Origin of the sequence: Pseudomonas sp. Leaf59 (assembly GCF_920984685.1) — a bacterium.
Taxonomy (GTDB): Bacteria; Pseudomonadota; Gammaproteobacteria; order Pseudomonadales; family Pseudomonadaceae; genus Aquipseudomonas.
The window spans coordinates 17,363-42,055 of record NZ_CAKLBR010000013.1; the positions used below are offsets into that span (position 1 = coordinate 17,363).

The 24,693-nt window shown below is 62.0% G+C and carries 24 protein-coding genes and 1 tRNA gene; 14 read left to right on the forward strand and 11 right to left on the reverse strand.

Annotated elements, in window-relative coordinates; all coding sequences use genetic code 11:
• Positions 1-19: 19 nt before the first annotated feature.
• Positions 20-481 carry a TlpA disulfide reductase family protein gene (locus LUB09_RS15080; protein ID WP_003232144.1) on the forward strand — a complete coding sequence of 154 codons (462 nt, stop codon included), beginning with the start codon at positions 20-22 and terminating at the stop codon, positions 479-481.
• Positions 482-609: 128 nt separating this feature from the next.
• On the opposite strand, the gene LUB09_RS15085 is transcribed toward LUB09_RS15080, so the two are convergent.
• The 4 genes from LUB09_RS15085 to LUB09_RS15100 form a co-directional block, all read right to left on the reverse strand.
• Positions 610-1,011 carry an META domain-containing protein gene (locus LUB09_RS15085; protein ID WP_231422935.1) on the reverse strand — a complete coding sequence of 134 codons (402 nt, stop codon included), beginning with the start codon at positions 1,009-1,011 and terminating at the stop codon, positions 610-612.
• Positions 1,008-1,448 carry a hypothetical protein gene (locus tag LUB09_RS15090; protein WP_209982783.1) on the reverse strand — a complete coding sequence of 147 codons (441 nt, stop codon included), beginning with the start codon at positions 1,446-1,448 and terminating at the stop codon, positions 1,008-1,010. Before LUB09_RS15090 ends, LUB09_RS15085 begins: the two co-directional genes overlap by 4 nt.
• A gap of 81 nt (positions 1,449-1,529) precedes the next feature.
• Positions 1,530-4,283: a response regulator gene (locus LUB09_RS15095; RefSeq protein WP_209982780.1), complete on the reverse strand. Its 2,754-nt coding sequence runs from the start codon at positions 4,281-4,283 to the stop codon at positions 1,530-1,532.
• 135 nt (positions 4,284-4,418) lie between these two features.
• Positions 4,419-4,934 carry a DUF2062 domain-containing protein gene (locus LUB09_RS15100; RefSeq protein WP_209982778.1) on the reverse strand — a complete coding sequence of 172 codons (516 nt, stop codon included), beginning with the start codon at positions 4,932-4,934 and terminating at the stop codon, positions 4,419-4,421.
• A 135-nt stretch (positions 4,935-5,069) separates the two neighbouring features.
• Between LUB09_RS15100 and LUB09_RS15105 the strand changes: the two genes are divergently transcribed.
• The 8 genes from LUB09_RS15105 to murB all read left to right on the forward strand — a co-directional run bounded on the left by LUB09_RS15105 (position 5,070) and on the right by murB (position 11,911).
• Entirely contained in the window at positions 5,070-7,295 is a 2,226-nt protein-coding gene (locus tag LUB09_RS15105) for a DNA internalization-related competence protein ComEC/Rec2 (RefSeq protein ID WP_231422936.1), read from the forward strand.
• Positions 7,296-7,389: 94 nt separating this feature from the next.
• Positions 7,390-8,025 (forward strand): MotA/TolQ/ExbB proton channel family protein, encoded by a 636-nt coding sequence (locus LUB09_RS15110; protein WP_209982775.1) that lies wholly within the window; start codon positions 7,390-7,392, stop codon positions 8,023-8,025.
• Complete coding sequence (locus LUB09_RS15115) at positions 8,022-8,450, forward strand: ExbD/TolR family protein (RefSeq protein WP_209982774.1); 429 nt, start codon at positions 8,022-8,024, stop codon at positions 8,448-8,450. The genes LUB09_RS15110 and LUB09_RS15115 overlap by 4 nt, the downstream gene beginning before the upstream one ends.
• Positions 8,450-9,460 (forward strand): tetraacyldisaccharide 4'-kinase, encoded by a 1,011-nt coding sequence (lpxK, locus tag LUB09_RS15120; RefSeq protein ID WP_231422937.1) that lies wholly within the window; start codon positions 8,450-8,452, stop codon positions 9,458-9,460. The genes LUB09_RS15115 and lpxK overlap by 1 nt, the downstream gene beginning before the upstream one ends.
• 24 nt (positions 9,461-9,484) lie before the next feature.
• The gene (locus LUB09_RS15125; RefSeq protein WP_003174668.1) at positions 9,485-9,670 is read left to right on the forward strand and encodes a Trm112 family protein; all 186 of its coding nucleotides are present in this window, start codon (positions 9,485-9,487) and stop codon (positions 9,668-9,670) included.
• Entirely contained in the window at positions 9,667-10,431 is a 765-nt protein-coding gene (gene kdsB / locus LUB09_RS15130) for a 3-deoxy-manno-octulosonate cytidylyltransferase (RefSeq protein WP_209982772.1), read from the forward strand. Before LUB09_RS15125 ends, kdsB begins: the two co-directional genes overlap by 4 nt.
• Positions 10,431-10,895, forward strand: a complete 465-nt coding sequence (locus LUB09_RS15135) for a low molecular weight protein-tyrosine-phosphatase (RefSeq protein ID WP_209982771.1) — start codon at positions 10,431-10,433, stop codon at positions 10,893-10,895. Before kdsB ends, LUB09_RS15135 begins: the two co-directional genes overlap by 1 nt.
• Complete coding sequence (gene murB, locus LUB09_RS15140) at positions 10,892-11,911, forward strand: UDP-N-acetylmuramate dehydrogenase (protein ID WP_231422938.1); 1,020 nt, start codon at positions 10,892-10,894, stop codon at positions 11,909-11,911. The genes LUB09_RS15135 and murB overlap by 4 nt, the downstream gene beginning before the upstream one ends.
• A gap of 70 nt (positions 11,912-11,981) precedes the next feature.
• On the opposite strand, the gene LUB09_RS15145 is transcribed toward murB, so the two are convergent.
• Entirely contained in the window at positions 11,982-12,653 is a 672-nt protein-coding gene (locus LUB09_RS15145; RefSeq protein WP_003174664.1) for a Bax inhibitor-1/YccA family protein, read from the reverse strand.
• Between the two features lie 152 nt (positions 12,654-12,805).
• Between LUB09_RS15145 and LUB09_RS15150 the strand changes: the two genes are divergently transcribed.
• From LUB09_RS15150 to LUB09_RS15160, 3 genes are all read left to right on the forward strand, one after another.
• Positions 12,806-12,896 (forward strand) — tRNA-Ser (locus LUB09_RS15150).
• 263 nt (positions 12,897-13,159) lie between these two features.
• The gene (locus tag LUB09_RS15155) at positions 13,160-15,121 is read left to right on the forward strand and encodes a methyl-accepting chemotaxis protein (RefSeq protein ID WP_442964101.1); all 1,962 of its coding nucleotides are present in this window, start codon (positions 13,160-13,162) and stop codon (positions 15,119-15,121) included.
• A gap of 187 nt (positions 15,122-15,308) precedes the next feature.
• Positions 15,309-15,767 (forward strand): Hsp20 family protein, encoded by a 459-nt coding sequence (locus tag LUB09_RS15160; RefSeq protein ID WP_003232172.1) that lies wholly within the window; start codon positions 15,309-15,311, stop codon positions 15,765-15,767.
• Positions 15,768-15,861: 94 nt separating this feature from the next.
• Here LUB09_RS15160 and LUB09_RS23885 read toward each other — a convergent pair whose 3' ends face one another.
• A complete protein-coding gene (locus LUB09_RS23885; RefSeq protein ID WP_269325489.1) occupies positions 15,862-15,996 on the reverse strand; it encodes a hypothetical protein in 135 nt (44 codons plus the stop codon).
• 194 nt (positions 15,997-16,190) lie between these two features.
• Here LUB09_RS23885 and LUB09_RS15165 point away from each other — a divergent pair, with 194 nt between their 5' ends.
• The gene (locus LUB09_RS15165; RefSeq protein ID WP_003232175.1) at positions 16,191-16,376 is read left to right on the forward strand and encodes a hypothetical protein; all 186 of its coding nucleotides are present in this window, start codon (positions 16,191-16,193) and stop codon (positions 16,374-16,376) included.
• A gap of 215 nt (positions 16,377-16,591) precedes the next feature.
• On the opposite strand, the gene LUB09_RS15170 is transcribed toward LUB09_RS15165, so the two are convergent.
• Positions 16,592-17,554 carry a LysR family transcriptional regulator gene (locus LUB09_RS15170; protein WP_231422939.1) on the reverse strand — a complete coding sequence of 321 codons (963 nt, stop codon included), beginning with the start codon at positions 17,552-17,554 and terminating at the stop codon, positions 16,592-16,594.
• 110 nt (positions 17,555-17,664) lie between these two features.
• On the opposite strand from LUB09_RS15170, the gene LUB09_RS15175 reads away from it, so the two are divergent.
• A complete protein-coding gene (locus LUB09_RS15175; protein WP_209982767.1) occupies positions 17,665-19,164 on the forward strand; it encodes a CoA-acylating methylmalonate-semialdehyde dehydrogenase in 1,500 nt (499 codons plus the stop codon).
• Between the two features lie 115 nt (positions 19,165-19,279).
• Here LUB09_RS15175 and LUB09_RS15180 read toward each other — a convergent pair whose 3' ends face one another.
• From LUB09_RS15180 to xylA, 4 genes are all read right to left on the reverse strand, one after another.
• Positions 19,280-20,416 carry a sugar ABC transporter permease gene (locus LUB09_RS15180; protein WP_209982766.1) on the reverse strand — a complete coding sequence of 379 codons (1,137 nt, stop codon included), beginning with the start codon at positions 20,414-20,416 and terminating at the stop codon, positions 19,280-19,282.
• Entirely contained in the window at positions 20,417-21,961 is a 1,545-nt protein-coding gene (xylG, locus tag LUB09_RS15185) for a D-xylose ABC transporter ATP-binding protein (protein WP_231422940.1), read from the reverse strand.
• Between the two features lie 5 nt (positions 21,962-21,966).
• Positions 21,967-22,968, reverse strand: a complete 1,002-nt coding sequence (gene xylF, locus LUB09_RS15190) for a D-xylose ABC transporter substrate-binding protein (RefSeq protein ID WP_209982763.1) — start codon at positions 22,966-22,968, stop codon at positions 21,967-21,969.
• Positions 22,969-23,240: 272 nt separating this feature from the next.
• Positions 23,241-24,557 (reverse strand): xylose isomerase, encoded by a 1,317-nt coding sequence (xylA, locus tag LUB09_RS15195; RefSeq protein WP_231422941.1) that lies wholly within the window; start codon positions 24,555-24,557, stop codon positions 23,241-23,243.
• Between the last annotated feature and the right edge of the window lie 136 nt (positions 24,558-24,693).

A 24,693-nucleotide genomic window follows, 5' to 3' on the forward strand; every position in this document is an offset into this window, starting at 1 on the left:
TTTTGCGAAGGATTACTCCATGACAAGGCGACTGATCGGTGCATTGGCGATCATCACAACCCTGCTGCTCAGCGGCTGCGGCAACGACTATGGCGTCGACCAGTACGGCCAGAAGGTGGCGGCGGAGCGCCTCGACAAGCAGTGGCTGGTGGTCAACTACTGGGCGGAATGGTGTGGCCCGTGCCGCACGGAAATCCCCGAGCTCAATGCGTTGTCTGAACAGTTGAAAGCCCAGAACGTCGGCGTGTTCGGGGTCAATTTCGACAACGTGCAGGGCGAGGAACTCAAGGCCGCCAGCGAGAAACTGGGGATCAAGTTCACCGTATTGGCGCAGAACCCCGAAGAGCTCTTTGATATCCCGCGCAGCGAGGCGTTGCCGGTGACCTACATCATTGACGACAAGGGCAAGGTGCGCGAGCAGTTGATGGGCGAGCAGACGGCGGCAGGGGTGCTGGCCAAGCTCAAGGCGTTGCGCGGCTAAAGGGCATAACTCACATGTGGGAGGGGGCTTGCTCCCGATTGCAGAGTGTCAGTCCATACATCGGTTGACTGATACACCGCTATCGGGAGCAAGCCCCCTCCCACATTGGGTTTGCATCAACTCTGCGATCAGCCTTCTTCGAGCCACAGGCGAATCGGTTTGCCTTCGGCCGGCCAGAAGCGGGTCTGTTCGATAGGCGAGATGTCCCAGCGTTGCACGCTTTGCAGGGCCTGGAAGAAGCGCTGTTCCTGCTCCATCAAGGCCTCGGCGCAGAGCTTGCGGGTGCTGCCGATCTTGCCGAAGCTGAGGGTGTCGCCGTTCACGGTGTAGGGCGCAAACCAGTGGTTGCAGCCACCGTTGCCGTAGGCGCGGCCATCGGCACCGAGGGTAACGGTCAGGTTCGCGTCATCCATCAGCGGCCGTTCACCGATCCATTCCACCACGTAGCTGTGATCCTGCTTGAGCTTGACTGCGTGACCGGCGCAACCGCTCAGGCCGGCCGCCAGGGCGATGAGCAACAAGCCTCTCATTGCGCGGCCTGCTGGCATTTCGGGCAGCGGTGCCTGTCGCCATCGCTGGCCCAGCCCAACGCCTTGATGCGCGCGTTGGCCGCTGGCTGCAGCGGCGCTTTGGTCAGCTTGGTTTCCACCGCAAATTCAAACTCCAGCACGTTGTCGCAGCTGTCGCAGTTGACCTTCCAGGTGTGAATCTCAAGCTCGCCGAATTGCGGCCCGTGGGCCATGGCGACCCACTGGCCGGCGGGGCGGATGGAGTAGCGTGCGTCCCCTTCGACAGTCAGGCGCATCGACAGGGTTTTACTGCCGCGCAGGGTGACGATCAGCACGTCGCCATGCTTGATCGAACCGCCGTTGCCGGTCACTTGGTAACGGCCCGGCACCAGGGCGCGGCATTCGATCAGGGTGTGTTGCGGGCTCAGCAAGCTGAAGCGGAAATCGTGTTCGGCCATGGATCCTCCAAATAGGCGCGGCATCCTATCACGGGTGCCGGCCTATCATGAGCCCGGTATGTGACCGCTGATCAACAGGAGTCAGGCGCTCACCCGTGCCTCACTGGCCAGCCGGGTGATGGCCATGTCCAGTTCATCCAGCGCCGCCGCGGCCTTGGCATCGTCCTGCTTGAGCAGGGTTTCGGCGCGCTGGCAGGCGGCGCGCAGTTGCGGCACGCCGCAGTAGCGCGTAGCGCCGTGCAGGCGGTGGACGCGCTCGATCAGGGCCTGATTGTCGTTGGCTTCGCGGGCGACGGTGATGGCCAGGCGGTCGGCCTCCAGCGACGCCAGCAGCATGGCGAGCATGTCGGCCGCCAGCTCAGTCTTGCCGGCAGCCAGGCGCAGGCCTTCTTCATGGTCGAGCACCAGCAGTTGCACGCCGTGGCCGAGGTTTTCAGTGACCCGCTCGGGGCCCTGGTTGCGCAGGGCCAGGCCGGTCCATTTCAACACCACTTGGGCCAGTTGCCGTTCGCTGATCGGCTTGGTCAGGTAGTCGTCCATGCCGCTCTGCAGCAGCGCGCGTTTTTCGTTGGCCATGGCGTGGGCCGTGAGCGCGACCACCGGCAGCGGCGTGCCGTGGCGTTCGCTTTCCCACTGGCGAATCGCCTCAGTGCTCTGGCGTCCATCCATGCCCGGCATTTGCACATCCATCAACACCAGGTCGAAGGTTTCCTGCTTCACCGCATTGATCGCCGCGTAACCGCTGTCCACCGCCTGCACCTTGGCGCCCATGTCTTCGAGCAGGGTCTGCACCAGCAGCAGGTTCGCGGGGTTATCGTCGACGCAGAGCACTCGCGGCGCACGGCTGGAGAGCGGCTCGCCAGGCTCGGCGCGCAAGGGGCGCGGGCTGATCAGGTCGGCCAGGGCACGGCGTAGTTTGCGCGTGCACGCCGGTTTGGCCTGCAACTGGCTGTTGGGGTTGGGCACCGACTGGTTGAACAGCATCTGCTCGGTGGTCGGGCACAGCACCAGCACTTTGCAACCCAGATGTTCGAGGTCCCACAGGTGCTGGTTGAGGCGCTCGGGCGGAATGTCGTTGGCGGTGACGCCAAGCACCGCCAGGTCGATGGCCTGTTCGGTCTGGTGTGCGCTGGTGATGCCGTTGGTCAGGTTTTCCAGGGTATTGAATGGCGTGACCGCCAGGCCGCAGTCTTCCAACTGATGTTGCAGGGCCTGGCGCGCCAGTTCGTGGTTTTCCAGCACGGCGACGCGGCGACCGAGCAGCGGCGCGCAGGGCAGGTCGTCGACATCGTCGCGGGTCTTGGGCAGGTTGAGGCTGATCCAGAACTCCGAGCCTTCGCCCGGTGTGCTGTCGACGCCGATTTCGCCGCCCATCTGTTCGATCAGGCGCTTGGAAATCACCAGCCCCAGGCCGGTGCCGCCGGGCTGGCGTGACAGCGAATTGTCAGCCTGGCTGAACGCCTGGAACAGCGCGCGCACATCCTGGCTGGACAGGCCGATGCCAGTGTCCTGCACGCTGATGCGCAGTTGTACGCTGTCTTCCTGTTCGTCTTCGATCATTGCACGGGCAACGATGGTGCCCTCGCGGGTGAACTTGATCGCGTTGCTGATCAGGTTGGTCAGGATCTGCTTGAGGCGCAGCGGGTCGCCGACCAGTGCCAGCGGGGTGTCGCGGTACACCAGGCTGACCAGTTCCAGCTGCTTGGCATGGGCGGCGGGGGCGAGGATGGTCAGGGTGTCCTGCAGCAGGTCGCGCAGGTTGAACGGCACGCTGTCGAGCACCAGCTTGCCGGCCTCTATCTTCGAGAAATCAAGGATTTCGTTGATGATGCCCAGCAGGTTGTCGGCGGATTTTTCGATGGTGCCCAGGTAATCCAGCTGGCGCGGCGACAGTTCGCTTTTTTGCAGCAGGTGGGTGAAGCCCAGGATGCCGTTGAGCGGGGTGCGGATCTCATGGCTCATGTTGGCCAGGAACTCCGACTTGATGCGGCTGGCTTCCAGGGCCTCCTTGCGGGCCAGGTCCAGCTCGATGTTCTGGATTTCGATGGTTTCCAGGTTCTGGCGTACGTCTTCGGTGGCCTGATCGATGCTGTGTTGCAGTTCTTCGCGGGCGTTTTGCAGGGTTTCGGCCATGCGGTTGATGCCCGAGGCGAGTTGGTCAAGCTCCTGGCTGCCCAGCGCTGGCAGACGGGTTTCCAGGTTGCCGTCCTTGAGCTGGGCCACGGCCTGCTTGATCTGGCCGATCGGCGCGTTGATGGTGCGGCTGATGCGCAGGGCCAGCGCGGCGGTGAAGATCAGGCCGACGGCGATCAGCAGGAGGCTGGCGAACAGGCTGCGGTAGCCGCGCAGCAGCATGCCGTTATGGGACAGCTCTACCTCGACCCAGCCCAGCAGGCGGTCGGCTTCATCGGGGATCAGCTCGCCGGCCAGGTTGCGATGGCGGCCGAACACCGGCAGCAAATAGCGCGTGGCGTCATTGCCGGTGCGTTGCAGCAGGTGTGAGCTGTTACCGGTCGGCGGCGGGTTGAGCATGCTCGGGCCGGCATGGGCCAGGGACGTGCGGTCCGGTGCGAGGAACGACACGGTGCGCACGTCCGTCTGCTCAAGGGATTGGGTAGCGATACGTTCCAGCAGGTCGGCGTTCTTGCTGCTCAGGGCCGGGGCCACCAGCGGCGCCAGTTGTTCGGCGATCATTTCGCCGCGTTGCAGCAATTGGGTCTGCAGTTCCGAGAGCTGCATCCAGGTGAAATAACCGCCCAGCAACACGGCCATCAGGCTGGTCGGCAATAAGGTCAGCAACAGTACGCGGCCTTTAATTCCCATTCTTCTAAGCACGCCACTTCTCCTGCTACCACTGATATCAATCTTCCACGCGGGCATCCGGCCCGCGCCACCTGCGCAGTGTAGCCATTTGCGCGGCCTGGAATCCTGAAAATTAATGGTGTTGAGCAGGAGCCTGGGTGTCGGGTTTCAGCGGCGGCGCAGTTTGCGGCGTTTCCATTGGCGCGCGACCCACCAGCGCCAGTAGCCCATGGTCAGGCAGTAGGCCAGTGCGCCAAGCACCAGCCCCAGCACCACCGAACCCAATAGGAACGGCTGCCACAGCGTGTTCAGCTGGCCGCTGATCCATTCCCAGGTGAGGTGGTCGGGCAGGCTGCGCGGCGGCACGTTCATCAGCCAGGCGCCGGTCATGTAGGTGCACACGAACACCACCGGCATGGTGATCGGGTTGGTCAGCCACACCAGGCTGACGGCGATGGGCATGTTGCCGCGCACCACGATGGCCAGCACCGCGGCCAATAACATCTGCAGGGGAATCGGGATAAAGGCCGCGAACAGACCCACGGCCATGGCCCGCGCCACCGAGTGCCGGTTCAGGTGCCAGAGGTTCGGGTCATGCAGCAAGGTCCCAAGAAACTGTAATGACTTGTGTTCCCTGATACTGCTGGGGTCGGGCATGTACCGTTTGAATAAGCGCCGGGGCATAAGGGGTCCAGGTCAGTTCGAGGGGCAAGTATGCCCGGATTCTATAAACAGAAAATTCAGACTTTGTGACAAAACATCATAGGCGCCGTCCGACGCCCGGCTAAGACTGAGTGGGTCATTTGAGAAGGATGATTCATGAAGACAGGGATGTTTGCATTGGCGCTGGGGTTGCTGACTCTGCGTGTTTTACCCGCATTGCCAGCGACGGGATGGCTGCTGGCCATGCTGGTGCTGGCCTTGATGCTGTTGCCGTTTCGCACCTTCGCGCTGGCCTTTTTCCTGTTTGGTTTGAGTTGGGCGTGCATCAGTGCGCAGTGGGCGCTGAATGACCGATTGCCCTCCGCACTGGACGGCCAGACGCGTTGGCTGGAAGGGCGGGTGGTCGGGTTACCGCAGCAGACATCCACTGGCGTGCGCTTCGAACTGGCCGACAGCCGGTCACGCCATACCCGCTTGCCCAGGCGCATCCGGGTGTCCTGGCACGGCGGGCCGGCGGTGCACAGTGGCGAGCGCTGGCGGTTGGCCGTGACCCTGAAGCGACCGTCCGGCCTGCTCAACTTTCAGGGGTTCGATCACGAAGCCTGGCTCTTGGCGCAGCGCATCGGCGCGACCGGTACGGTAAAGGACGGCGAGCGTCTGACGCCGGCCCGCAACGCCTGGCGCGATACGCTGCGCCAACGCCTGATGACGGTGGATGCCCAGGGCCGCGAAGCGGGGCTGGCCGCGCTGGTGCTGGGCGACGGCTCCGGGCTGGCGGACGAAGACTGGCAAGTGCTGCAGGACACCGGCACCGTGCACCTGCTGGTGATCTCCGGCCAGCACATTGGCCTGCTGGCGGGGTTGATCTACGGGCTGATAGCGTTGCTGGCGCGTTATGGTTGCTGGCCCGCCACCTGGCCGTGGTTGCCCTGGGCCTGCGGCCTGGCCTTTGTTGCAGCGCTGGGTTACGGCTTGCTGGCAGGGTTCGGCGTGCCGGTGCAGCGGGCCTGCGTCATGGTGGGGCTGGTGCTGCTGTGGCGGTTGCGTTTTCGCCACCTGGGTGCCTGGTGGCCGTTGCTGCTGGCACTCAACGGGGTACTGGTGCTGGAACCGCTGGCGAGTCTGCAGCCCGGATTCTGGTTATCGTTCGGTGCGGTTGCGGTGTTGATACTGGCCTTCGGCGGGCGCTTGGGCCCGTGGCGCCTGTGGCAGGCCTGGACGCGTGCGCAGTGGTTGATCGCCATCGGTCTTTTTCCCCTGTTGTTGATGCTTGATTTGCCGATCAGCCTGAGTGCTCCCCTTGCCAATCTGGTCGCTGTGCCTTGGATCAGCCTGGTGGTGTTGCCGCTGGCATTGCTGGGGACTGTCCTGCTGGCGGTGCCGCTTGTGGGGGAGGGCCTGCTGTGGTTGGCGGGCGGCGCGCTGGACCTGTTGTTTCAGGGCCTGGCGCTGCTGGCGGCGCACCTGCCGGCGTGGATACCGGCCGAAGTGCCCCTGGGGTATTGGCTGGTGAGTCTGGCCGGCGCGGTGATCGTGCTGCTGCCGAGCGGTGTGCCTTTTCGGCTGTTGGGTTGGCCGATGCTGTTGCTGGCGGTGTTTACGCCGCGTGAGCTGGTGCCCCATGGGCGGGTGGACGTAGTGCAGCTGGATGTCGGCCAGGGGCAGGCGATTATCCTGCGCACCCGTCATCACAGTGTGCTCTACGATGCCGGCCCGCGTTCGCGGGCCGCAGACCTGGGCGCGCGTGTGGTGTTGCCGTCGCTGAAAAAACTTGGCATCGCGTCGCTGGATTTGATGCTGATCAGCCACGCCGATGCCGATCATGCCGGCGGGGCGGCCGCGGTGGCGCGCGGGCTGCCGGTCAAGCGTGTGGTGGGGGGTGAAACCGACGGCCTACCCGAGTTTCTCGGCACTCAACCTTGTATCAGCGGCGAACGCTGGCAGTGGGACGGTGTGTCATTCGAGCTGTGGCAATGGCCCGGGGCCGTCGACGGTAACCCGAAATCCTGCGTGTTGCAGGTGCAGGCCAATGGCGAACGGTTGCTGCTCACCGGCGATATCGATCGCGCTGCCGAGCGCGCGTTGCTCGACTCGCCGCTGGCGCTGCGCACCGACTGGCTGCAAGCCCCTCACCATGGCAGCCGCAGTTCGTCGTCGCGGCCCTTTGTGCAGCAGTTGGCGCCCACGTCGGTGCTGATCTCGCGGGGGCGCGGCAATGCATTCGGCCATCCTCACGCCCAGGTGCTGGAGCGTTACCGCGCAGTGGGCAGCCGGGTGTATGACAGCGCCGAGCAGGGTGCGGTACGCCTGCAGTTGGGGGCTTTCGAGCCCGCCACGGTTGCACGCGCGCAACGCCGCTTCTGGCGTGAACCGTTACGCTGATTCGCTATCCAACGCGCTCACGGCCGGCGACGGGCGGGCCCCGCGACCGAACCTATATGGTAAAGTGGCGCACTTTTTCGAGGGGACATTCACTGTGTGGGAATTGGTCAAATCCGGTGGTTGGATGATGTTGCCGATCATCTTGAGTTCCATCGCAGCGCTGGGCATCGTTGCCGAACGCCTGTGGACCCTGCGTGCCAGTCGCGTGACCCCCGAGCATCTGCTGGGGCAGGTGTGGGGCTGGATCAAGAACAAGCAGCTCGACAAACAGAAGCTCAAGGAACTGCGCGCCGATTCACCCCTGGGGGAAATCCTCGCGGCGGGCCTGGCCAACTCCAAGCATGGTCGCGAGATCATGAAAGAATGCATCGAAGAGGCCGCTGCCCGCGTCATTCATGAGCTGGAGCGCTACATCAATGCGCTCGGCACCATCGCCGCCATGGCGCCGTTGCTCGGCTTGCTCGGCACCGTGCTGGGCATGATCGATATCTTCAGTTCGTTCATGGGCTCGGGCATGACCACCAACGCGGCGGTGCTGGCCGGCGGTATTTCCAAAGCCTTGATCACCACCGCAGCGGGCCTGATGGTGGGTATTCCATCGGTGTTCTTCCACCGTTTCCTGCAACGGCGTATCGATGAGCTGGTGGTCGGCATGGAGCAGGAAGCCATCAAGCTGGTGGAAGTGGTGCAGGGCGACCGTGACGTGGATCTGGTTGAGGACAAGGTGTGAAATTTCGCCGCAAGCGACGGGAAAATGTCGATATCAACCTCGCGTCGCTGATCGACGTGGTGTTTATCCTGCTGCTGTTTTTTGTCGTGACCACCACCTTCACTCGGCAGACCGCGCTGCGGGTTGATCTGCCGGAAGCGGTGAGCGGCTCGCCGGCCGAGGACCAGGAGGTCAAGCAACTGGACATCGCCATCAGCGCTGATGGCGTGTTCACTGTGAACAACCAGTTGCTGGAGAAAAACGACCTCAATAGCTTGATGGACGCGCTGCAGAAGGAATCCGGCGGCGATACCAAAATGCCGTTGTCCATCAGTGCCGATGGCAAGACCCAGCACCAGGCTGTGATCACTGCGATGGACGCCGCCGGCAAGCTGGGCTTCAGCCACTTGCGCATGAGCACCGTCGAGGCGGCGGGCCAACCCTGATGGCAATGTCCGACCGTCTGCTCAAGGCCTGGTACACAGGCCATCCGGCCCTGGCGCTGCTGACACCGTTGGAGTGTCTGTATCGTCGGGTGGTGCAGCGCAAGCGCGCGCGCTTCGTGGCCGGGGAGGGTGACATCTATAAGGCGCCTGTGCCAGTTGTAGTGGTGGGCAATATCACCGTGGGCGGCACCGGCAAGACGCCGTTGATTCTGTGGTTGATCGAACACTGCCGCCGCGCCGGTCTGCGGGTGGGCGTGGTCAGCCGTGGCTACGGCGCCAAACCGCCGCAGCTGCCCTGGCGCGTCGAGGCCGACCACAGTGCCGCCGTGGCCGGCGACGAGCCGTTGCTGATCGTGCAGCGCAGCGGTGTGCCGCTGATGATCGACCCCAATCGCAGTCGTGCAGTAAAAGCCTTGCTGGAAAGCGAACCCCTGGACCTGATTCTGTCTGACGACGGCCTGCAGCATTACCGCCTGGCGCGTGATCTTGAACTGGTATTGATCGATGCCGCCCGTGGCCTGGGCAACCGCCGTTGCCTGCCTGCCGGGCCGCTGCGCGAACCGGTGGAGCGCCTGCAAAGCGTCGATGCGCTGTTATATAACGGCTCGGGGGCCGACCGTGAAGACGGTTTCGCCTTTCGCCTGCAACCTGCCGCCCTGATCAACCTGCACAGCGGCGAGCGCAGGCCGGTCGACCACTTCCAGGCGGGTCAGGCCATGCATGCGGTCGCCGGTATCGGTAACCCGCAGCGTTTCTTCACCACCCTTGAAACGCTACACTGGCAGCCCATACCCCATGTATTTGCCGACCATGCGCAGTACAGCGCCGAGGTCTTGAGTTTTACCCCGTCATTGCCGCTGGTGATGACCGAGAAGGACGCGGTGAAGTGCCGCGCCTTCGCACAGCCCGACTGGTGGTACCTTGCGGTGGATGCGCTGCCGTCGCCGGCGTTTGTCGCCTGGTTCGACACGCAACTGACGCGCCTGCTGCCCGCACGTCCCTTGCCCTAACACGCTTCTTTCCAGGAAATATTCATGGACACCAAACTGCTCGATATCCTTGCTTGCCCGATCTGCAAAGGCCCGCTCAAGCTCAGCGCCGACAAAACCGAGTTGATCAGCAAAGGTGCGGGCCTTGCCTACCCGATCCGCGACGGTATCCCGGTGATGCTGGAAAGCGAAGCGCGTACCCTCACCACCGATGAGCGTCTGGATAAATGACCACCGCCTTTACCGTTGTCATTCCCTCGCGCTATGCATCGACCCGTCTGCCGGGCAAACCGCTGCAATTGATCGGCAGCAAGCCGATGATTCAGCTGGTGTGGGAACAGGCCTGCAAAAGCAGCGCCGAGCGGGTGGTGGTGGCCACCGATGACCCGCGCATCATCGCCGCCTGCCAAGGGTTTGGCGCCGAGGCGGTGCTGACCCGCGAAGACCATAACTCCGGCACCGACCGCCTGGCCGAAGTGGCCACGCAACTGGGCCTGGCGCACGATGCCATCGTGGTCAACGTGCAAGGTGACGAGCCGTTGATTCCGCCGAGCGTGATCGATCAGGTCGCCGCCAACCTGGCCGCCCATGGCGAAGCGCGCATGGCCACCCTGGCCGAACCGATCGAAGATGTGGAAACCCTGTTCAACCCGAACGTGGTCAAGGTGGTCAGCGACATCAACGGCCTGGCGCTGACGTTCAGTCGTTCGACCTTGCCCTGGGCGCGCGATGCCTTTGCCAAACACCCCGATTTGTTGCCCGAAGGCGTGCCTTACCGCCGCCACATCGGCATTTACGCCTACCGCGCCGGCTTCCTGCACGACTTCGTCAGTTGGGGCCCGTGCTGGCTGGAAAACACCGAATCCCTGGAGCAACTGCGGGCCCTGTGGCATGGCGTGCGCATCCATGTCGGCGATGCACTCGAAGCGCCGCCGGCCGGTGTCGACACCCAGGAAGACCTCGAGCGCGTTCGTCGCCTGCTGGGGGCCTGATGGAGGTTCTGTTTGTCTGCCTGGGCAACATCTGTCGCTCGCCCACGGCGGAAGGCGTACTGCGCCATAAATTGCGCGAAGCGGGGCTGGCGGGGCAGGTCGACGTGGCCTCCGCCGGCACCGGTGAATGGCATGTCGGCAACCCGCCGGATCAGCGCAGCCAGCGTGCGGCGCTGATGCGCGGTTATGACCTGTCGTCCCAGCGTGCCCAGCAGGTCAGCCGCGCCGATTTTTCGCGCTACGACCTGATCCTTGCGATGGACCACAGTAACCTGCGTCACCTCAAGCTGATGCAGTCAGGGCAGGGCAAGGCGGAGCTGGATCTGTTCCTGCGCCGCTTCGATGCCGACGTTGACGAAGTGCCAGACCCTTACTACGAAGGCGAACAAGGCTTCGACAGGGTGCTGGACCTGATCGAGCGCGCCTGTGATTTATTGGTGATCGAATTGAAGGGGCGGTTATGACCTTGCAGGTGCAGACGCAGGTCTCGCTCAAGCCCTTCAACAGTTTCGGCATCGATGTGCGGGCCCAGCTGTTCGCCGACGCTCATGGCGACGCCGATGTGCGTGAAGCCCTGGCTTACGCCGCTGCGCAGGCACTGCCGTTGCTGGTGATCGGTGGCGGCAGCAATCTGCTGCTGACCCAGGACATTTGCGCTTTGGTATTGCGCATGGCAACCCGCGGCATTCGGGTATTGCAGGACGACGGCAGCCGCGTGGTGATCGAAGCCGAAGCGGGTGAGCCCTGGCATCCGTTTGTGTTGTGGACCCTGGAACATGGTTTCTGCGGCCTGGAAAACCTCAGCCTGATCCCCGGCACTGTCGGCGCAGCGCCGATGCAGAACATTGGTGCCTATGGAGTGGAGATCAAGGATGTATTCGCCGGCCTCACCGCCCTGGATCGCCAAACCGGCGAACGGCGCGATTTCAGCCTGGAAGAGTGCCAGTTCGGCTACCGTGACAGCCTGTTCAAGCAGCACACCGGACGCTGGCTGATCCTGCGCGTGCGCTTTGTCCTGAGCCGCATCCGCCACTTGAAACTCGACTACGGCCCGGTGCAGCAGCGTCTGGCGGCGCAGGGCATCACCGATGCCACGCCGAGTGACGTCAGCCGTGCGATCTGTAGCATTCGCCGCGAGAAACTGCCGGACCCGGCAGAGCTGGGCAATGCTGGCAGCTTCTTCAAAAACCCGCTGGTCTCCCAGGCACTCGCAGCCGAGCTGAAAAGCCAGTACCCGGACCTGGTGGCCTATCCCCAGGCCGACGGGCAGATGAAACTCGCCGCTGGCTGGCTGATCGACAAGGCCGGCTGGAAGGGGTTTCGAGACGGCGATGCCGGCGTGCATAACATGCAGGCGTTGGTGCTGGTCAACTACGGCGGTGCTACCGGGCAGGACATTGCCAACCTCGCGCGGCGTATCCAGCAGGACATCGCCCAGCGTTTCAAGGTTGAGTTGGAGATGGAACCCAACCAGTATTGAGTCCCGCGCCAACAAAAATGCCCCGTATCTTTCGATACGGGGCATTTTTTATTGCGGCAATGAAAATGAATCAGTCGTCGCGGCTCATGATGCCGAAGATCTGCAACAGGCTGATAAACAGGTTGTAGATCGACACATACAGGCTGACGGTCGCCATGATGTAGTTGCGCTCGCCGCCGTGGATGATCGCGCTGGTCTGGAACAGGATGCACACCGACGAGAACAGCACGAAGCCTGCGCTGATCGCCAGTTGCAGGCCGCTAATCTGGAAGAACATGCCCGCAACCACCGCCGCCAGCAACACGAAGAAGCCTGCGGTGATGAAGCCGCCGAGGAAGCTCATGTCCTTGCGGGTGATCAGCACATAGGCGGACAAGCCACCAAACACCAGCGCCGTCATGGCAAACGCCGAACTGACCACTTCCGCGCCGCCGGCCATACCCAGGTAACGGTTGAGGATCGGGCCAAGGATAAAGCCCATGAAACCGGTCAGGGCAAACGCCGACACCAGGCCCCAGGCCGAGTCACGCAGCTTGTTGGTCAGGAAGAACAGACCATAGAAGCCGATCAGCACAACAAAGATATTCGGGTAGCCAACACGCATCTGCTGAGCCACGAACGCCATCACACCGCTGAAGGCGAGGGTCAGGGCGAGCAAGCCGTAGGTGTTGCGCAACACGCGGCTGACTTCAAGCTGCTCAGCCTGGGCGTTGCCATTCACTGCGTAATTCTGTTCGCGCATGGCGACACTCCTGTGGTTTTGAAACGTTCAGTCGCAAAGATCATAACAGACGCTCTGTAACAAGCGATGGCGAGAGTTTGACAGTGTGTTTCATTCGGGTATTATGGCGCCCGCTGAGACGGGAAGGGTTACTATAATCCCGTGATGCACAAGGGAAATTGGCAGAGTGGTTGAATGCACCGGTCTTGAAAACCGGCGAACGTTAATAGCGTTCCCAGGGTTCGAATCCCTGGTTTCCCGCCAAGATTGACACGAGAGCCTCGCGAAAGCGGGGCTTTTGCGTTTCCGGGGTTTGTAAAGATCCTCAGGTATCCAGGTTCACGCGCAGTCCATTTTTTCCGGCAGCTCTAAAGCTCGATAGCTTCAGGCCGAGATAGTGTAAACGGAAGAAAAACGGCTATGGCGGGCTCAAACTGGATCATCTTTGGCTCCTATAAACGTCGATTTCACTAGAACGTGCGCCGGAGGTAATTATTAGACAAAATTTGTAAGTCCCGAGGTTTGTAATGCTTAGCAATGCTCCTTTGAGTACCAAGCTGCTGCTTATTCTGATTTTTCCTTTGCTCGGATTTCTGGCTTTTGCGGGCATTTTCATTGCGGACAAAAGCGATACGCTGGGGTCAATGAATCGCGCAGTTGCCGCCACCACCGCTGCACAAAAATTCAGCAATGTCGTGACCACCCTCCAACGCGAGCGCGGCGCCAGCGGCGTTTTTCTGGGCAGCGGTGGCAAGTCCATGCAAGACAAGCTCAAGGCCTTGCGCCAGGAGACCGACACGTCAATCGGCGCGCTGCGAGGGCAATCGAGCGAGGGTATTCCAGCCCCGAACGAGGCATTGCGCGCGCTGGGTGAGCTGGCCGCCTTGCGTTTGAAAGTCGATAACCTGGCGATTAACAACACGGAGTCCGGCGCTCTTTTTACCGACCTGATTAAAACCCTCGTGGGCTTCAATTATTCGTTGGAAGCCAGCATTGATGACCCCCAGATTCTGCGTGCGTTGGGCTCGCTCAATCAATTTGTCGATATGAAAGAGCGTGCCGGGCGCGAGCGCGTATTGCTGGGCCTGGCGTTCAATCAAAATCGCTTCGACGCTGCATTGTTGTCGCGCTTCAGCCGTAACCTCGGTGAGTTCTCCGGCTACTTTGAAGCCTTCCAGCGATGGGCTCCGGCAGCCTTCAAGAGCAAGCTGGATGCGGTCCTGCAACAACCCGGATCACTGGAAGTCGCACGCCTTCAGCGGCTCGGTTTTGACACGCCCCTGGGCAACCCGCTCAACATCAAACCTGAAGACTGGTTCAACCTTTCGACCAGTCGTATCGACCTCATGGCCGGCGTCGAAGCGGAGCTGGGCCAGACCGTGGTTGGCCTGGCCCATCACGAGCGTGATGATGCCGAACTCAGTCTGTATGTGGCCATAGCGACCGTTATCGTGATGTTGATCGCCTTGCTGTGGCTGGCGTTGGTGATCATCCGCAATATCAAGCTGGCAGTGACCGATGTGAACCGCACCCTTGCATCGCTTTCCACCCGCGACCTGACGGTGCGCACCCGCTACACCGGCAAGGACGAGTTTGGCGAAATATCACGCAACCTGGACAACATGGCGCTTCAGATAAGTGGCGTGGTCAGCGAAATCGGCAGCGCCACGGCGCAGGTTGCCACGGCTGCCGAGCAGTCCTCGGCGGTGGCCTTGCAGACCAGCCAGAACGTGGCGCAACAGCGTCAGGGTACCGACCAGGTGGTGACCGCGATCAGCGAGATGAGCGCCACGGTCAAGGATGTAGCGCGCATCACCACTGACGCCGCCGAAATGTCACAGCGTGTCAACGCCAGCACGATGCAGGGCAAGACTGAGATCGATAACACCATCAGCTTGATCCAGGGCCTGGAAGTGCAGGCCGAACAAACCTCGAAGATCATCAACGAGCTCAAACTCGAAAGCGATTCCATCTCTTCGGTGCTGGACGTGATTCGCGGTGTTGCCGAGCAGACCAACCTGCTGGCACTGAACGCCGCCATCGAAGCGGCGCGTGCTGGGGAGCAGGGCCGTGGTTTTGCGGTGGTTGCGGATGAAGTGCGCAATCTGGCTAAAAAGACCCAGGACTCCACGGTCAGCATCCAGAACATGATCGCCAACCTGCAGTCGGGTTCCGACCGCGCCGCGGTCTCCATGCAGGAGACCCTTGGCAAGGCGCAGGAAGGTGCGAGCAATGTGGTGCGTGCCGGCCACTTGCTCAATGAGATCGCCGAAGGCATTGCGTCCATCAGTGACCGTAACATGCAGGTAGCGTCCGCTGCCGAGGAGCAAAGCCTGGTGGCCGAAGAAATTCATCGCAACGTCAACGACATCAACTCACTGGTGATCCAGGTCAGCGCCGGCGCTGAGCAAACCGCCGCCACCAGCCGCGAGCTTGCTCGATTGGCCGAGCATCAGCAGGGATTGGTGAGGCAGTTCAAGGTCAACTGACTTAACACCAAGGAAAAATCCCGCGAGCCAGAGGCTTCGCGGGATTTTCAGCCCACGGCCAGCGAGCCCGTAAAAAAATTTCAAACCCGCCCCTTGAAATCTTCTCTCCCGCACATAAATTCCCTTCACGCGACGCCGAATCAGGGTCGCGCTTTAAATCACTTGGATCTAATCAGGAGATTTTAAAATGGCTACTACTCTTTCCCTGGCCCCTCTGTTCCGTCAGTCGGTGGGCTTTGATCGCTTCAATGACCTGTTTGAGTCTGCGCTGCGCAGCGAGGCTCCGAACACCTATCCGCCTCATAACGTGGAAAAGCACGGTGATGACGAATATCGCATTGTCATTGCAGTCGCCGGGCTTACTGAGGCGGATCTGGATATCCAGGTCGAGAAGGGCGTTTTGACGGTTGTGGGTGACAAACGTGAAAGCGAGAAAGAGGTGACTTACCTGCACCAGGGCATTGCGCAACGGGCCTTCCGGTTGTCGTTCCGCCTGGCGGATCACATCGAGGTGCGTGGTGCTTCGCTGAACAACGGATTGCTGAGCATCAACCTGCTGCGCGTGGTGCCTGAAGAGGCCAAGCCCAAACGCATCACGATCGGTAGCGACAGTGATCCGCAACTGCGTCAGGTAAGCCTGCAGTGAGTAAAAAAGGGCCGGGCGGGCCGTGTGAAAACGCGGTCTACTCCGGCTGACAGCAAATGCCCCGACTCGTCGGGGCATTTGTTTTTGTGTGACCTTACTCCACCGTGCAGATCCAGCGGTGATTGTGCCGATAAGGTGCACGGGTAAAGTGCACATCCGACACCAGATTCAAACCGCGTTCGCGCAGCGCTTCGGTCAGTTGTACGAGTGTCTCTGCCTGGATAGTCATTGCGCTCACCTCGTCAGATTGACTGCGTTCATAATTCTTGACCGGGAAGACAATCTGCTAATTCAAATTTTCTACACCGCCGATAGAGCGAGGTCCGAACAGGCCACCGTTCGTCCATCAAACGGCACTTGTCAGACCACGATGCTTCTCATGTTCAAGCGCGGATATCCCGAACGCCCAAGCGGAGAGCCAGCATGGAAATCGACGAGAACGCCCCAGGCAACATTTCACAGCAGCCCGTGACCCGAGGCACGGACAGCGAAACCGGTCACGATCCCAAGCGCGACGCGCCGGAGCAGTCGTTGCCGGCTGATGACGAGGAAGACATGTCTGACGTGGACGCTGCGGATTCGGTGGCGAGTGAGCACCCTGACAACTGAGGACCGCTCCATAACAAAAAGCCCGGCCATTGAGCCGGGCTTTTTGCATTCAGGGCAGGCACTGCGCGCAATGCCTTTTGCGCCAGGCAAAGAAAAGCCCACGATGGGGGCGCGGGCTTAAAAGGTGTTCACTTAGGAGCTGAGTGGAGCTTAAGCGTGCGCCTGTGAAAACTGTGTGAAATGTCCTACGCATTGCAGCATTTTCAAAAAAATGTTCAGCCCGCTCTCGTCGCGACCTGCCGCGCGCCAGAACCGAAGCCTGTCGACAGCTTGTCCTTCAGAAACCCCACCAGCGCACTCACTGCCTTTGGCACATGGGGCGAATACGGCCGAATCAAGTAGATCTCGTCGGCAAACGCACCCTTCAAGCGCCAGCCCTTGAGCACTTGCTTGAGCGTGCCATTGGCCAGCGCCGCGTGGGCGCTGAAATCCGGGAGCAGGGCGATGCCCAGGTGATTGAGCGCCGAGTCACGCAGTGCCTCGCTGTTATTGGTAGAAAAGCTGCCGGCGATGGGCACGGTGATGCGTTCTGTCTGTTTAACGCCGCGCTCGAAGGTCCACGCGGGCTGGTCGGCGCCGCGCGGATAGTAGAGACAGTTGTGGGCGCTGAGGTCGGCGGGTTCGCGGGGTTCGCCGTGGTGGTGCAGGTAGTCCTGGGTGGCGACCAGTACCGAGGCGGTGTCGCAGAGTTTCCAGGCGACGTGGGTTTCCGGCACCTGGAAGCTGTGGCGCACGGCCAGGTCGTAGCCTTCGGCGGCGAGTGAGCTTAAGGCATCGGACACGTCCAGCTGAATGCGAACCTGCGGGTGCTGACGCAGGAATTCGGGCAGATGCGGCACCAGTTGCTGGCGCGCGAAGGCGACCGGAGCGGTGAGGCGCACCAGGCCACGGATTTCGCCGGCCGAGTCGCGCACCGAAGAAAAGCTGCGGGCGATGTGCTCGTAGGCGCTGCGCACGTCGCGGGTCAGTGAGCGCCCGGCGTCGGTGAGCCGCACGCTGCGTGTGGTGCGGGTGACCAGGCGGGTGCCGGTGGCGGCTTCCAGCTCGCAAATGCGTTGGCTCACCGCCGATTTGCTCACGCCCAGCCGCGCAGCGGCAGCGGTGTAGGTGCCGTGTTCTTCCAGCACGGAGAGCCAGCGGATGTGCGTCCACAGGCCTTCGATCTCGGTTTTTTCCATGGGACTATTGTTCGCCTGTGTGCACAATCAGTTCTGGATTCTGCTCTGGTTCGCAACAAAGCGGAAGCCTATGGTAGGTGCCAACGCTAATCGACCCAGGATCCGCTGCCATGACCATCACCCTCGAGCATTACATCAACGACCAGCGCGTCAGCCGCGATGATCGCTATCAGGACGTGTACAACCCCGCCACCGGTGAAGTAACCGGCCGCGTCGCCCTGGCCAGCCGCGACACCGTGGGCGAAGCGGTGGCCGCCGCCCAGGCTGCGTTTGCCGACTGGGCCGACACGCCGCCGATCCGCCGCGCCCGCGTGTTGTTTCAGTACCTGCATCTGCTGCGTGAGCGCAAGGACGAACTGGCAAGCATCATCGTCGCCGAACACGGCAAAGTGTTCACCGATGCCCAGGGCGAGGTTGACCGTGGCATTGATATTCTCGAATTCGCCTGCGGCATCCCCAACCTGCTCAAGGGCGAGCACTCCGACCAGGTCTCCCGTGGCATGGACAACTGGACCCTGCGCCAGCCTCTGGGCGTGGTGGCGGGCGTGACGCCGTTCAATTTCCCGGTGATGGTGCCGATGTGGATGTACCCGATCGCCATCGCCGCCGGCAACACCTTCATCCTCAAACCCAGCCCTACCGACCCGAGCGCCTCGCTGTTCATGGCCGAACTGCTGCGCGAAGCCGGCTTGCCCCAGGGCGTATTCAACGTGGTGCAGGGCGACAAGGAAGCGGTGGATGCACTGCTTGAACACCCGGACGTCAAGGCCCTGAGTTTTGTCGGCTCGACGCCGATTGCCCACTACATCTACGAAACCGGCGCGCGCAACGGCAAGCGCGTGCAGGGCCTGGGCGGTGCGAAAAACCACATGGTGGTGATGCCCGACGCCGATATCGAAAAAACCGTCGACGCCTTGATGGGCGCCGCTTACGGCAGTGCCGGCGAGCGCTGCATGGCCATCTCCGTGGCGGTGCTGGTGGGCGATGTGGGCGATAAAGTCGTCGCCGCGCTGACCGAACGAGCCAGGCAGTTGCGCATCACCGACGGCCGCGACCTGAAGGCCGAAATGGGCCCGATTGTTTCCCGTGCGGCGCTGCAGCGCATCAGTGGCTACATCGAACAGGGCGTGCAGGCCGGCGCCCAGTTGCTGCTCGACGGCCGTGATTACGTGCCCTCCGAACCCGGCCTGGAAAACGGTTTCTGGCTCGGCGCGACGCTGTTCGATCACGTGAGCAAGGAGATGAGCATCTACCGCGAAGAAATCTTCGGCCCCGTGCTGGCCTGTGTGCGGGTGAATGACTTTGCCGAGGCGGTGCAACTGGTCAACGACCATGAATTTGGCAACGGCGTGAGCTGCTTTACCCGCGACGGCAATATCGCCCGCGAGTTCGCGCGGCGCATCGAAGTGGGCATGGTCGGCATCAATGTGCCGATCCCGGTGCCGATGGCGTGGCACGGATTTGGGGGCTGGAAGAAAAGCCTGTTTGGCGACATGCATGCGTATGGCACCGAAGGTGTGCGGTTCTACACCAAACAGAAGTCGATCATGCAGCGCTGGTCGGAGAGTATCGAGCAGGGCGCGGAGTTTGCGATGCCGGTGTCCCGCTAAGGTCTACAGATTACGGTTAACCCAACGGGCTTGTTCCCGCTGACGGTATGGCAGTCACCTTATCTGTGGCTGACCTAGCGTTATCGGGACCAAGCCCCTTCTCGCACCAATGACCTCAGCGACGCCCGGCTCGCGTACTCACATCCACCCACACCGCCAGCACCAGAATGCTGCCCTTGACGATCATCTGCCAGTAACTGTCCACGTCCAGCATCGACATGCCGTTATCCAGGCTGGTAATCACCAGCGCCCCCAGCAGCGCGCCATACACCGTGCCCGAGCCGCCGCGCATCGAGGTGCCGCCGATAAAGCACGCGGCAATCGCATCCAGCTCTCCCATGTTCCCGGCCGACGGCGAACCGGCCGCCAGGCGCGCGGTATTGACCAGGCCGGCGAGGGCGCACATCACGCCCATGATGCCGAAGATCCACAGTTTCACCGCCTGCACATTGATGCCCGACAGCCGCGTGGCTTCCATGTTGCTGCCCACCGCATACACCCGGCGGCCGAACACGGTCTGGCTGGTGACGTAGCTGAACACCCCGAGCAGCGCCAGCAACAGCAGCACCGGCACCGGAATGCCGTCGTAGCTGTTGAGCGTGGTGACAAACCCGGCCAGCACCGCACCGATAAGCACCACACGCAGCCCGTCACGCACCGGCGAATGCGCGGCCAGGCCGTGCAGTGCGCGATTGCGCCGTTGCTTCCAGGTGAGAAACACGGTGAGTGCAAACAGCAAGACCCCAAGCCCGATACCCACCTCATGCGGCAGATAACCCTGGCCCACATACACCAGCGACGGCGACACCGGCGCGATGGTGGTGCCGCCGGTGATCCCCAGCAGAATCCCGCGAAACGCCAGCATGCCGCCCAGACCGACAATGAACGAGGGAATGCGCAGGTACGCCGTCATGTAGCCGTTGGCCAGGCCGATCATCAGCCCGCACAACGCCACCAGGCTCAGGTTGGCCAGCAGCGGAACGTGATACACCACGTCGAGAATCGCCGCCAGCCCGCCCAGCAATCCGAGCAACGAGCCCACCGACAAATCGATCTCGCCGCTGATGATCACCAGCACCATACCGCACGCCAGAATCCCGGTGATCGACATCTGCCGCAGCAGGTTGGACAGGTTGCGCGGCGTGAGAAAACCGCCCTCGGTCTGCCAACTGAAAAACAGCCAGATGAACGCCACGGCAATTACCAGCGCGAGCATTTTGTAGCGGGTAAAAAGGTGTTTGACCTGATTCATCTAGGCGGTCTTCCGATCGTTATTGTTTTGACTGAGCGCAGCGGCGAGCACCTGTTCCTGGGTAAGGCCTTGGTTGTCGAAGTCGCCGCGCAGCTGGCCGTCGCCGATCACCAGCACGCGGTTCGACACCCCCAGCACTTCGGCCAGCTCCGACGACACCATGATGATCGCCACGCCCTCGGCCGCCAGTGCAACCATCAGCTTGTAGATTTCGTATTTGGCGCCCACGTCCACCCCGCGCGTGGGCTCGTCGAGGATCAGCACCCTGGGCTTGGCCATCAGCATTTTCGCCAGCACCGCCTTTTGCTGGTTGCCGCCGGAGAGGCTGGTGATCGGCAAGAACGGGCTGGCGGTTTTCAGGTGCATGCGCGCGATCTGCTGGTCGATGCTCCCCAGTTCGGCCTCGGCATCGATGCGCGTCAGGTGCGCATAGGTGTCGAGCACCGCCAGGGTGATGTTCTGGCCCACGCCGAGGTCGGGAATGATGCCCTGGCGCTTGCGGTCCTCGGGCACCATGCACAGCCCGGCGCGGATCGATTTGAGCGGCGTGCGCGTGTCGATCACTGCGCCATCCAGCCACACCTCGGCGCTGTAGCGGCCGGGGTAGGCGCCGAACAGCGCCGATACCAGCTCCGTGCGCCCGGCGCCCACCAGCCCGGCGATGCCGAGGATTTCGCCACGCTTGAGCACGAAGGAAATATCGTCGACGCGCTTGCGCCTGGGGTTGTCCACGTCGTAGCAGGTGACGTGACGCGCCTCGAAGATCACATCGCCCACCGCGTCAGGCCTGGCAGGGTAGAGGTTGCTCATTTCGCGCCCGACCATCTGCGTGATGATCTGCGGGATATCCATGTCAATCATGGCCGTGGTTGCGATGTGTTTGCCGTCGCGGATCACCGCAATGGTGTCACACACCGCCGCCACTTCATCGAGCTTGTGGGAGATGTACACGCAGGCCACGCCCTTGGCCTTGAGCCCCTTGATGATGTCGAGCAGCACCTCGATTTCCGAGCGGGTCAGGGCCGAGGAGGGCTCGTCGAGGATCAACAGGCGCGCCTGTTTGTTGAGGGCCTTGGCGATCTCCACCAGTTGTTGGTGGCCGCCGCCGTACTGCGACACCGGCAGCGCCACGTTCATGTCCGGCACTTTGAGTTCGCGCATCAGGGCTTCGGCGCGGTGCAGCATCGCCGGGTAGTTCATGCGCCCGCCGGGCAGGGTCAGCTCGTGGCCCATGAAGATGTTCTCGGCCACCGAAAGGTCCGGCACCAGCGTCAGCTCCTGGTGGATGATGACGATGCCGGCGGCTTCGGTTTCGCGGATGGACTGAGCCTGGAGCGGCTGCCCGTCCCAGAGGATTTCGCCCTCCCAGGTGCCGTGCGGGTAGACCGCCGACAGCACCTTCATCAGCGTGGATTTGCCGGCACCGTTTTCGCCGCACAGGCCCAGGCACTCGCCGGGCCGTACCTTGAGATCGATGCCGTTCAGCGCATTGACACCGCCAAAACGTTTGACGATGCCATTCATCTGCAGCAGGTAGTCGGACATGACGGTCACTGCCCGCCGATCTGCTCTTTGGTGTAGAAACCGTCCTTCACCAGCAGGTCGACATTGGCCTTGGTCAGCGGGGTCGGCGTCAGCAGGATGGTGTCGACCTTTTTACTGCCGTTGTCGTACTGCGAGCTGTAGGCCGGTTTTTCGCTGCGGGCCAATTGCACCGAGAGTTTGGCGGCTTCAGTGGCGATCAGCTTGAGCGGCTTGTACACGGTCATGGTCTGGGTGCCGTCGATCACGCGCTTGATCGCGGCGAGGTCGGCGTCCTGCCCGGAGATCGGCACCTTGCCCGCCAGCTTCTGCGCGGCCAGGGCCTGGATGGCGCCGCCGGCGGTGGCATCGTTGGAGGCGACGATGGCGTCGATCTTGTTGTCGTTACGGGTCAGGGCATTCTCGACGATGCTCAGGGCTTCGGTGGGGTTCCATTCTTTGACCCACTGCTGGCCGACAATCTTGATATCGCCCTTGTCGATGGCCGGTTGCAGCACCTTCATCTGGCCTTCGCGTAGCACCTTGGCGTTGTTGTCGGTGGGCGCGCCGCCGAGCAGGAAGTAATTGCCCTTGGGCGCCGCCTGCAGCACGCCGCTGGCCTGCATCTCGCCGACCTTCTCGTTATCGAAGGAGATATAGGCGTCGATGTCCGCGTTGAGAATCAGGCGGTCATAGGACACCACCTTGATCCCGGCCTTCTTGGCCTCGGCGACCGCGTTGGTCAGCACCGTGGCGTTGAACGGCACGATCACGATCACGTCGACGCCCCGGGAGATCAGGTTTTCGATCTGGGAAATCTGCTTTTGCTCATTGGCATCGGCCGATTGCACAAACACCTTGGCATCGAGCTTTTCCGCCGCCGCCACAAAATAATCACGGTCGCGGGACCAGCGCTCCAGACGCAGGTCGTCGATGGAAAAGCCGATTTTCGGGTGGGCGGGATCGGCCATCACCGGCAGGGCGAGCACCGCCAGGGTGGCGGCAAGCAGTGTACGTTTGAATGACTTCATGGTAGTGCGTCCTTTTATTGTTGTTGGAAGACTCTAGGCAAACACATTACTGATTGTGGCGAGCGGGCCTCTGTGGCGAGCGAGCTTTATGTGGCGAGCGGGCTTGCCCCGCGTTGGGGCGCGAAGCGGCCCCCAATTCATACACCGCAGTTTTACCTGATACAACCGAGGCGTCTGGTTTTGGGGCCGCTTCGCAGCCCAACGCGGGGCAAGCCCGCTCGCCACAACAAGCCCGCTTGTCACAGAAGCAGGCTCACCACAGAAGCCAAACCTCACCGATAGATAAACCGGTTGACCACACCCTCCAGCATCTCCTGCCGCCCACTCACTGCCTGCGGGTTAATCTCATGGGTGAACGCATGCTCGGCCAGCGACTCAAGGCTGAATTCCCCCGCCAGCACCGCCTGGCCAAGGGGCTGCCGCCAGCCAGCATAGCGCTGATCCTTGAACTGCTGCAGTGTGTCGTTCTGCACCATCGCCGCCGCCCGTTCCAGCGACAGGGCGAGCACATCCATGGCCGCGATATGCCCGTGGAACAGGTCCACTTCGTCCAGGCTCTGGCGACGCACCTTGGAATCAAAGTTATAGCCGCCGTTCCTGAATCCGCCAGCCTTGAGGATCTCATAGGTGGCCAGGGTCATTTCCTCGACGCTGTTGGGAAACTGGTCGGTGTCCCAACCGTTCTGCGGGTCGCCACGGTTGGCGTCGATACTGCCGAAAATGCCCAGCGACACGGCCGTCGCGATTTCATGGTGAAAACTGTGTCCAGCCAACGTTGCGTGGTTGGCCTCGATATTGACCTTGATCTCATGCTCCAGCCCGTACTCGTGCAGGAAGCCGAACACCGTGGCGCTGTCGTAATCGTACTGATGCTTGGTCGGCTCCTGAGGCTTGGGCTCGATCAGCAGGTCGCCCTTGAAGCCGATCTTGTGCTTGTGCTCCACCACCATGCGCATGAATCGGCCGAGCTGTTCGCGTTCGCGCTTGAGGTCGGTATTGAGCAGGGTTTCATAGCCTTCACGGCCGCCCCACAGCACATAGTTGGAGCCCTTGAGCCGCAGTGTGGCGTTCATCGCGCTGAACACCTGAGCGGCGGCCCAGGCAAACACTTCCGGGTCCGGGTTGCTCGCGGCGCCAGCGGCGAAGCGCGGATTGCTGAAGCAATTGGCGGTGCCCCACAGCAGCTTGATGCCGCTCTGCTCCTGATGGCGTTCCAGATGATCGACCATCTGCGCAAAGTGATGGCGGTATTCCTTGAGCGAGCTGCCCTCGGGCGCCACATCGGTGTCGTGAAAGCTGTAGTAGTCGATGCCCAGCTTGGAGAAGAACTCGAAGGCCGCATCCGCCTTGCCAATGGCGACGTCCATCGGATCACCGCTGCGCTGCCACGGTCGCTTGAAGGTGCCTGCGCCAAACACATCCGCGCCCGGCCACACAAAGGTGTGCCAATAACAGACGGCCATGCGCAGGTGTTCGCGCATGGGTTTGCCGAGGATCAGCTTGTCGGCATCGTAATGGCGAAAGGCGAGGGGGGCGTCGCTGTCTGGGCCTTCGAAGCGAACCTTCTCGACACCGGGGAAGTACGGCATGGCGTTTTCCTTATTGTTCTTGGCGGTGTCTGGATACTAGCAACGGCGCCTGCCTTGCCGATTATGAAAATCACCAAGGTGTGGTGCGATTTTGAGTGGCGAGGTCTAGTCTGTCCTGATCGGCCCCAGGACAACA

Excerpts from the sequence above, each read along its gene's own strand:
- LUB09_RS15080 (WP_003232144.1), top strand. The coding sequence starts at position 20 with ATGACAAGGCGACTGATCGGTGCATTGGCGATCATCACAACCCTGCTG.
- LUB09_RS15085 (WP_231422935.1), bottom strand. The coding sequence starts at position 1,011 with ATGAGAGGCTTGTTGCTCATCGCCCTGGCGGCCGGCCTGAGCGGTTGC.
- LUB09_RS15090 (WP_209982783.1), bottom strand. The coding sequence starts at position 1,448 with ATGGCCGAACACGATTTCCGCTTCAGCTTGCTGAGCCCGCAACACACC.
- LUB09_RS15100 (WP_209982778.1), bottom strand. The coding sequence starts at position 4,934 with ATGCCCCGGCGCTTATTCAAACGGTACATGCCCGACCCCAGCAGTATC.
- LUB09_RS15105 (WP_231422936.1), top strand. The coding sequence starts at position 5,070 with ATGAAGACAGGGATGTTTGCATTGGCGCTGGGGTTGCTGACTCTGCGT.
- lpxK (WP_231422937.1), top strand. The coding sequence starts at position 8,450 with ATGGCAATGTCCGACCGTCTGCTCAAGGCCTGGTACACAGGCCATCCG.
- LUB09_RS15125 (WP_003174668.1), top strand. The coding sequence starts at position 9,485 with ATGGACACCAAACTGCTCGATATCCTTGCTTGCCCGATCTGCAAAGGC.
- kdsB (WP_209982772.1), top strand. The coding sequence starts at position 9,667 with ATGACCACCGCCTTTACCGTTGTCATTCCCTCGCGCTATGCATCGACC.
- LUB09_RS15135 (WP_209982771.1), top strand. The coding sequence starts at position 10,431 with ATGGAGGTTCTGTTTGTCTGCCTGGGCAACATCTGTCGCTCGCCCACG.
- murB (WP_231422938.1), top strand. The coding sequence starts at position 10,892 with ATGACCTTGCAGGTGCAGACGCAGGTCTCGCTCAAGCCCTTCAACAGT.
- LUB09_RS15145 (WP_003174664.1), bottom strand. The coding sequence starts at position 12,653 with ATGCGCGAACAGAATTACGCAGTGAATGGCAACGCCCAGGCTGAGCAG.
- LUB09_RS15155 (WP_442964101.1), top strand. The coding sequence starts at position 13,160 with ATGCTTAGCAATGCTCCTTTGAGTACCAAGCTGCTGCTTATTCTGATT.
- LUB09_RS15160 (WP_003232172.1), top strand. The coding sequence starts at position 15,309 with ATGGCTACTACTCTTTCCCTGGCCCCTCTGTTCCGTCAGTCGGTGGGC.
- LUB09_RS23885 (WP_269325489.1), bottom strand. The coding sequence starts at position 15,996 with ATGACTATCCAGGCAGAGACACTCGTACAACTGACCGAAGCGCTGCGC.
- LUB09_RS15165 (WP_003232175.1), top strand. The coding sequence starts at position 16,191 with ATGGAAATCGACGAGAACGCCCCAGGCAACATTTCACAGCAGCCCGTG.
- LUB09_RS15170 (WP_231422939.1), bottom strand. The coding sequence starts at position 17,554 with ATGGAAAAAACCGAGATCGAAGGCCTGTGGACGCACATCCGCTGGCTC.
- LUB09_RS15175 (WP_209982767.1), top strand. The coding sequence starts at position 17,665 with ATGACCATCACCCTCGAGCATTACATCAACGACCAGCGCGTCAGCCGC.
- LUB09_RS15180 (WP_209982766.1), bottom strand. The coding sequence starts at position 20,416 with ATGAATCAGGTCAAACACCTTTTTACCCGCTACAAAATGCTCGCGCTG.
- xylG (WP_231422940.1), bottom strand. The coding sequence starts at position 21,961 with ATGTCCGACTACCTGCTGCAGATGAATGGCATCGTCAAACGTTTTGGC.
- xylF (WP_209982763.1), bottom strand. The coding sequence starts at position 22,968 with ATGAAGTCATTCAAACGTACACTGCTTGCCGCCACCCTGGCGGTGCTC.
- xylA (WP_231422941.1), bottom strand. The coding sequence starts at position 24,557 with ATGCCGTACTTCCCCGGTGTCGAGAAGGTTCGCTTCGAAGGCCCAGAC.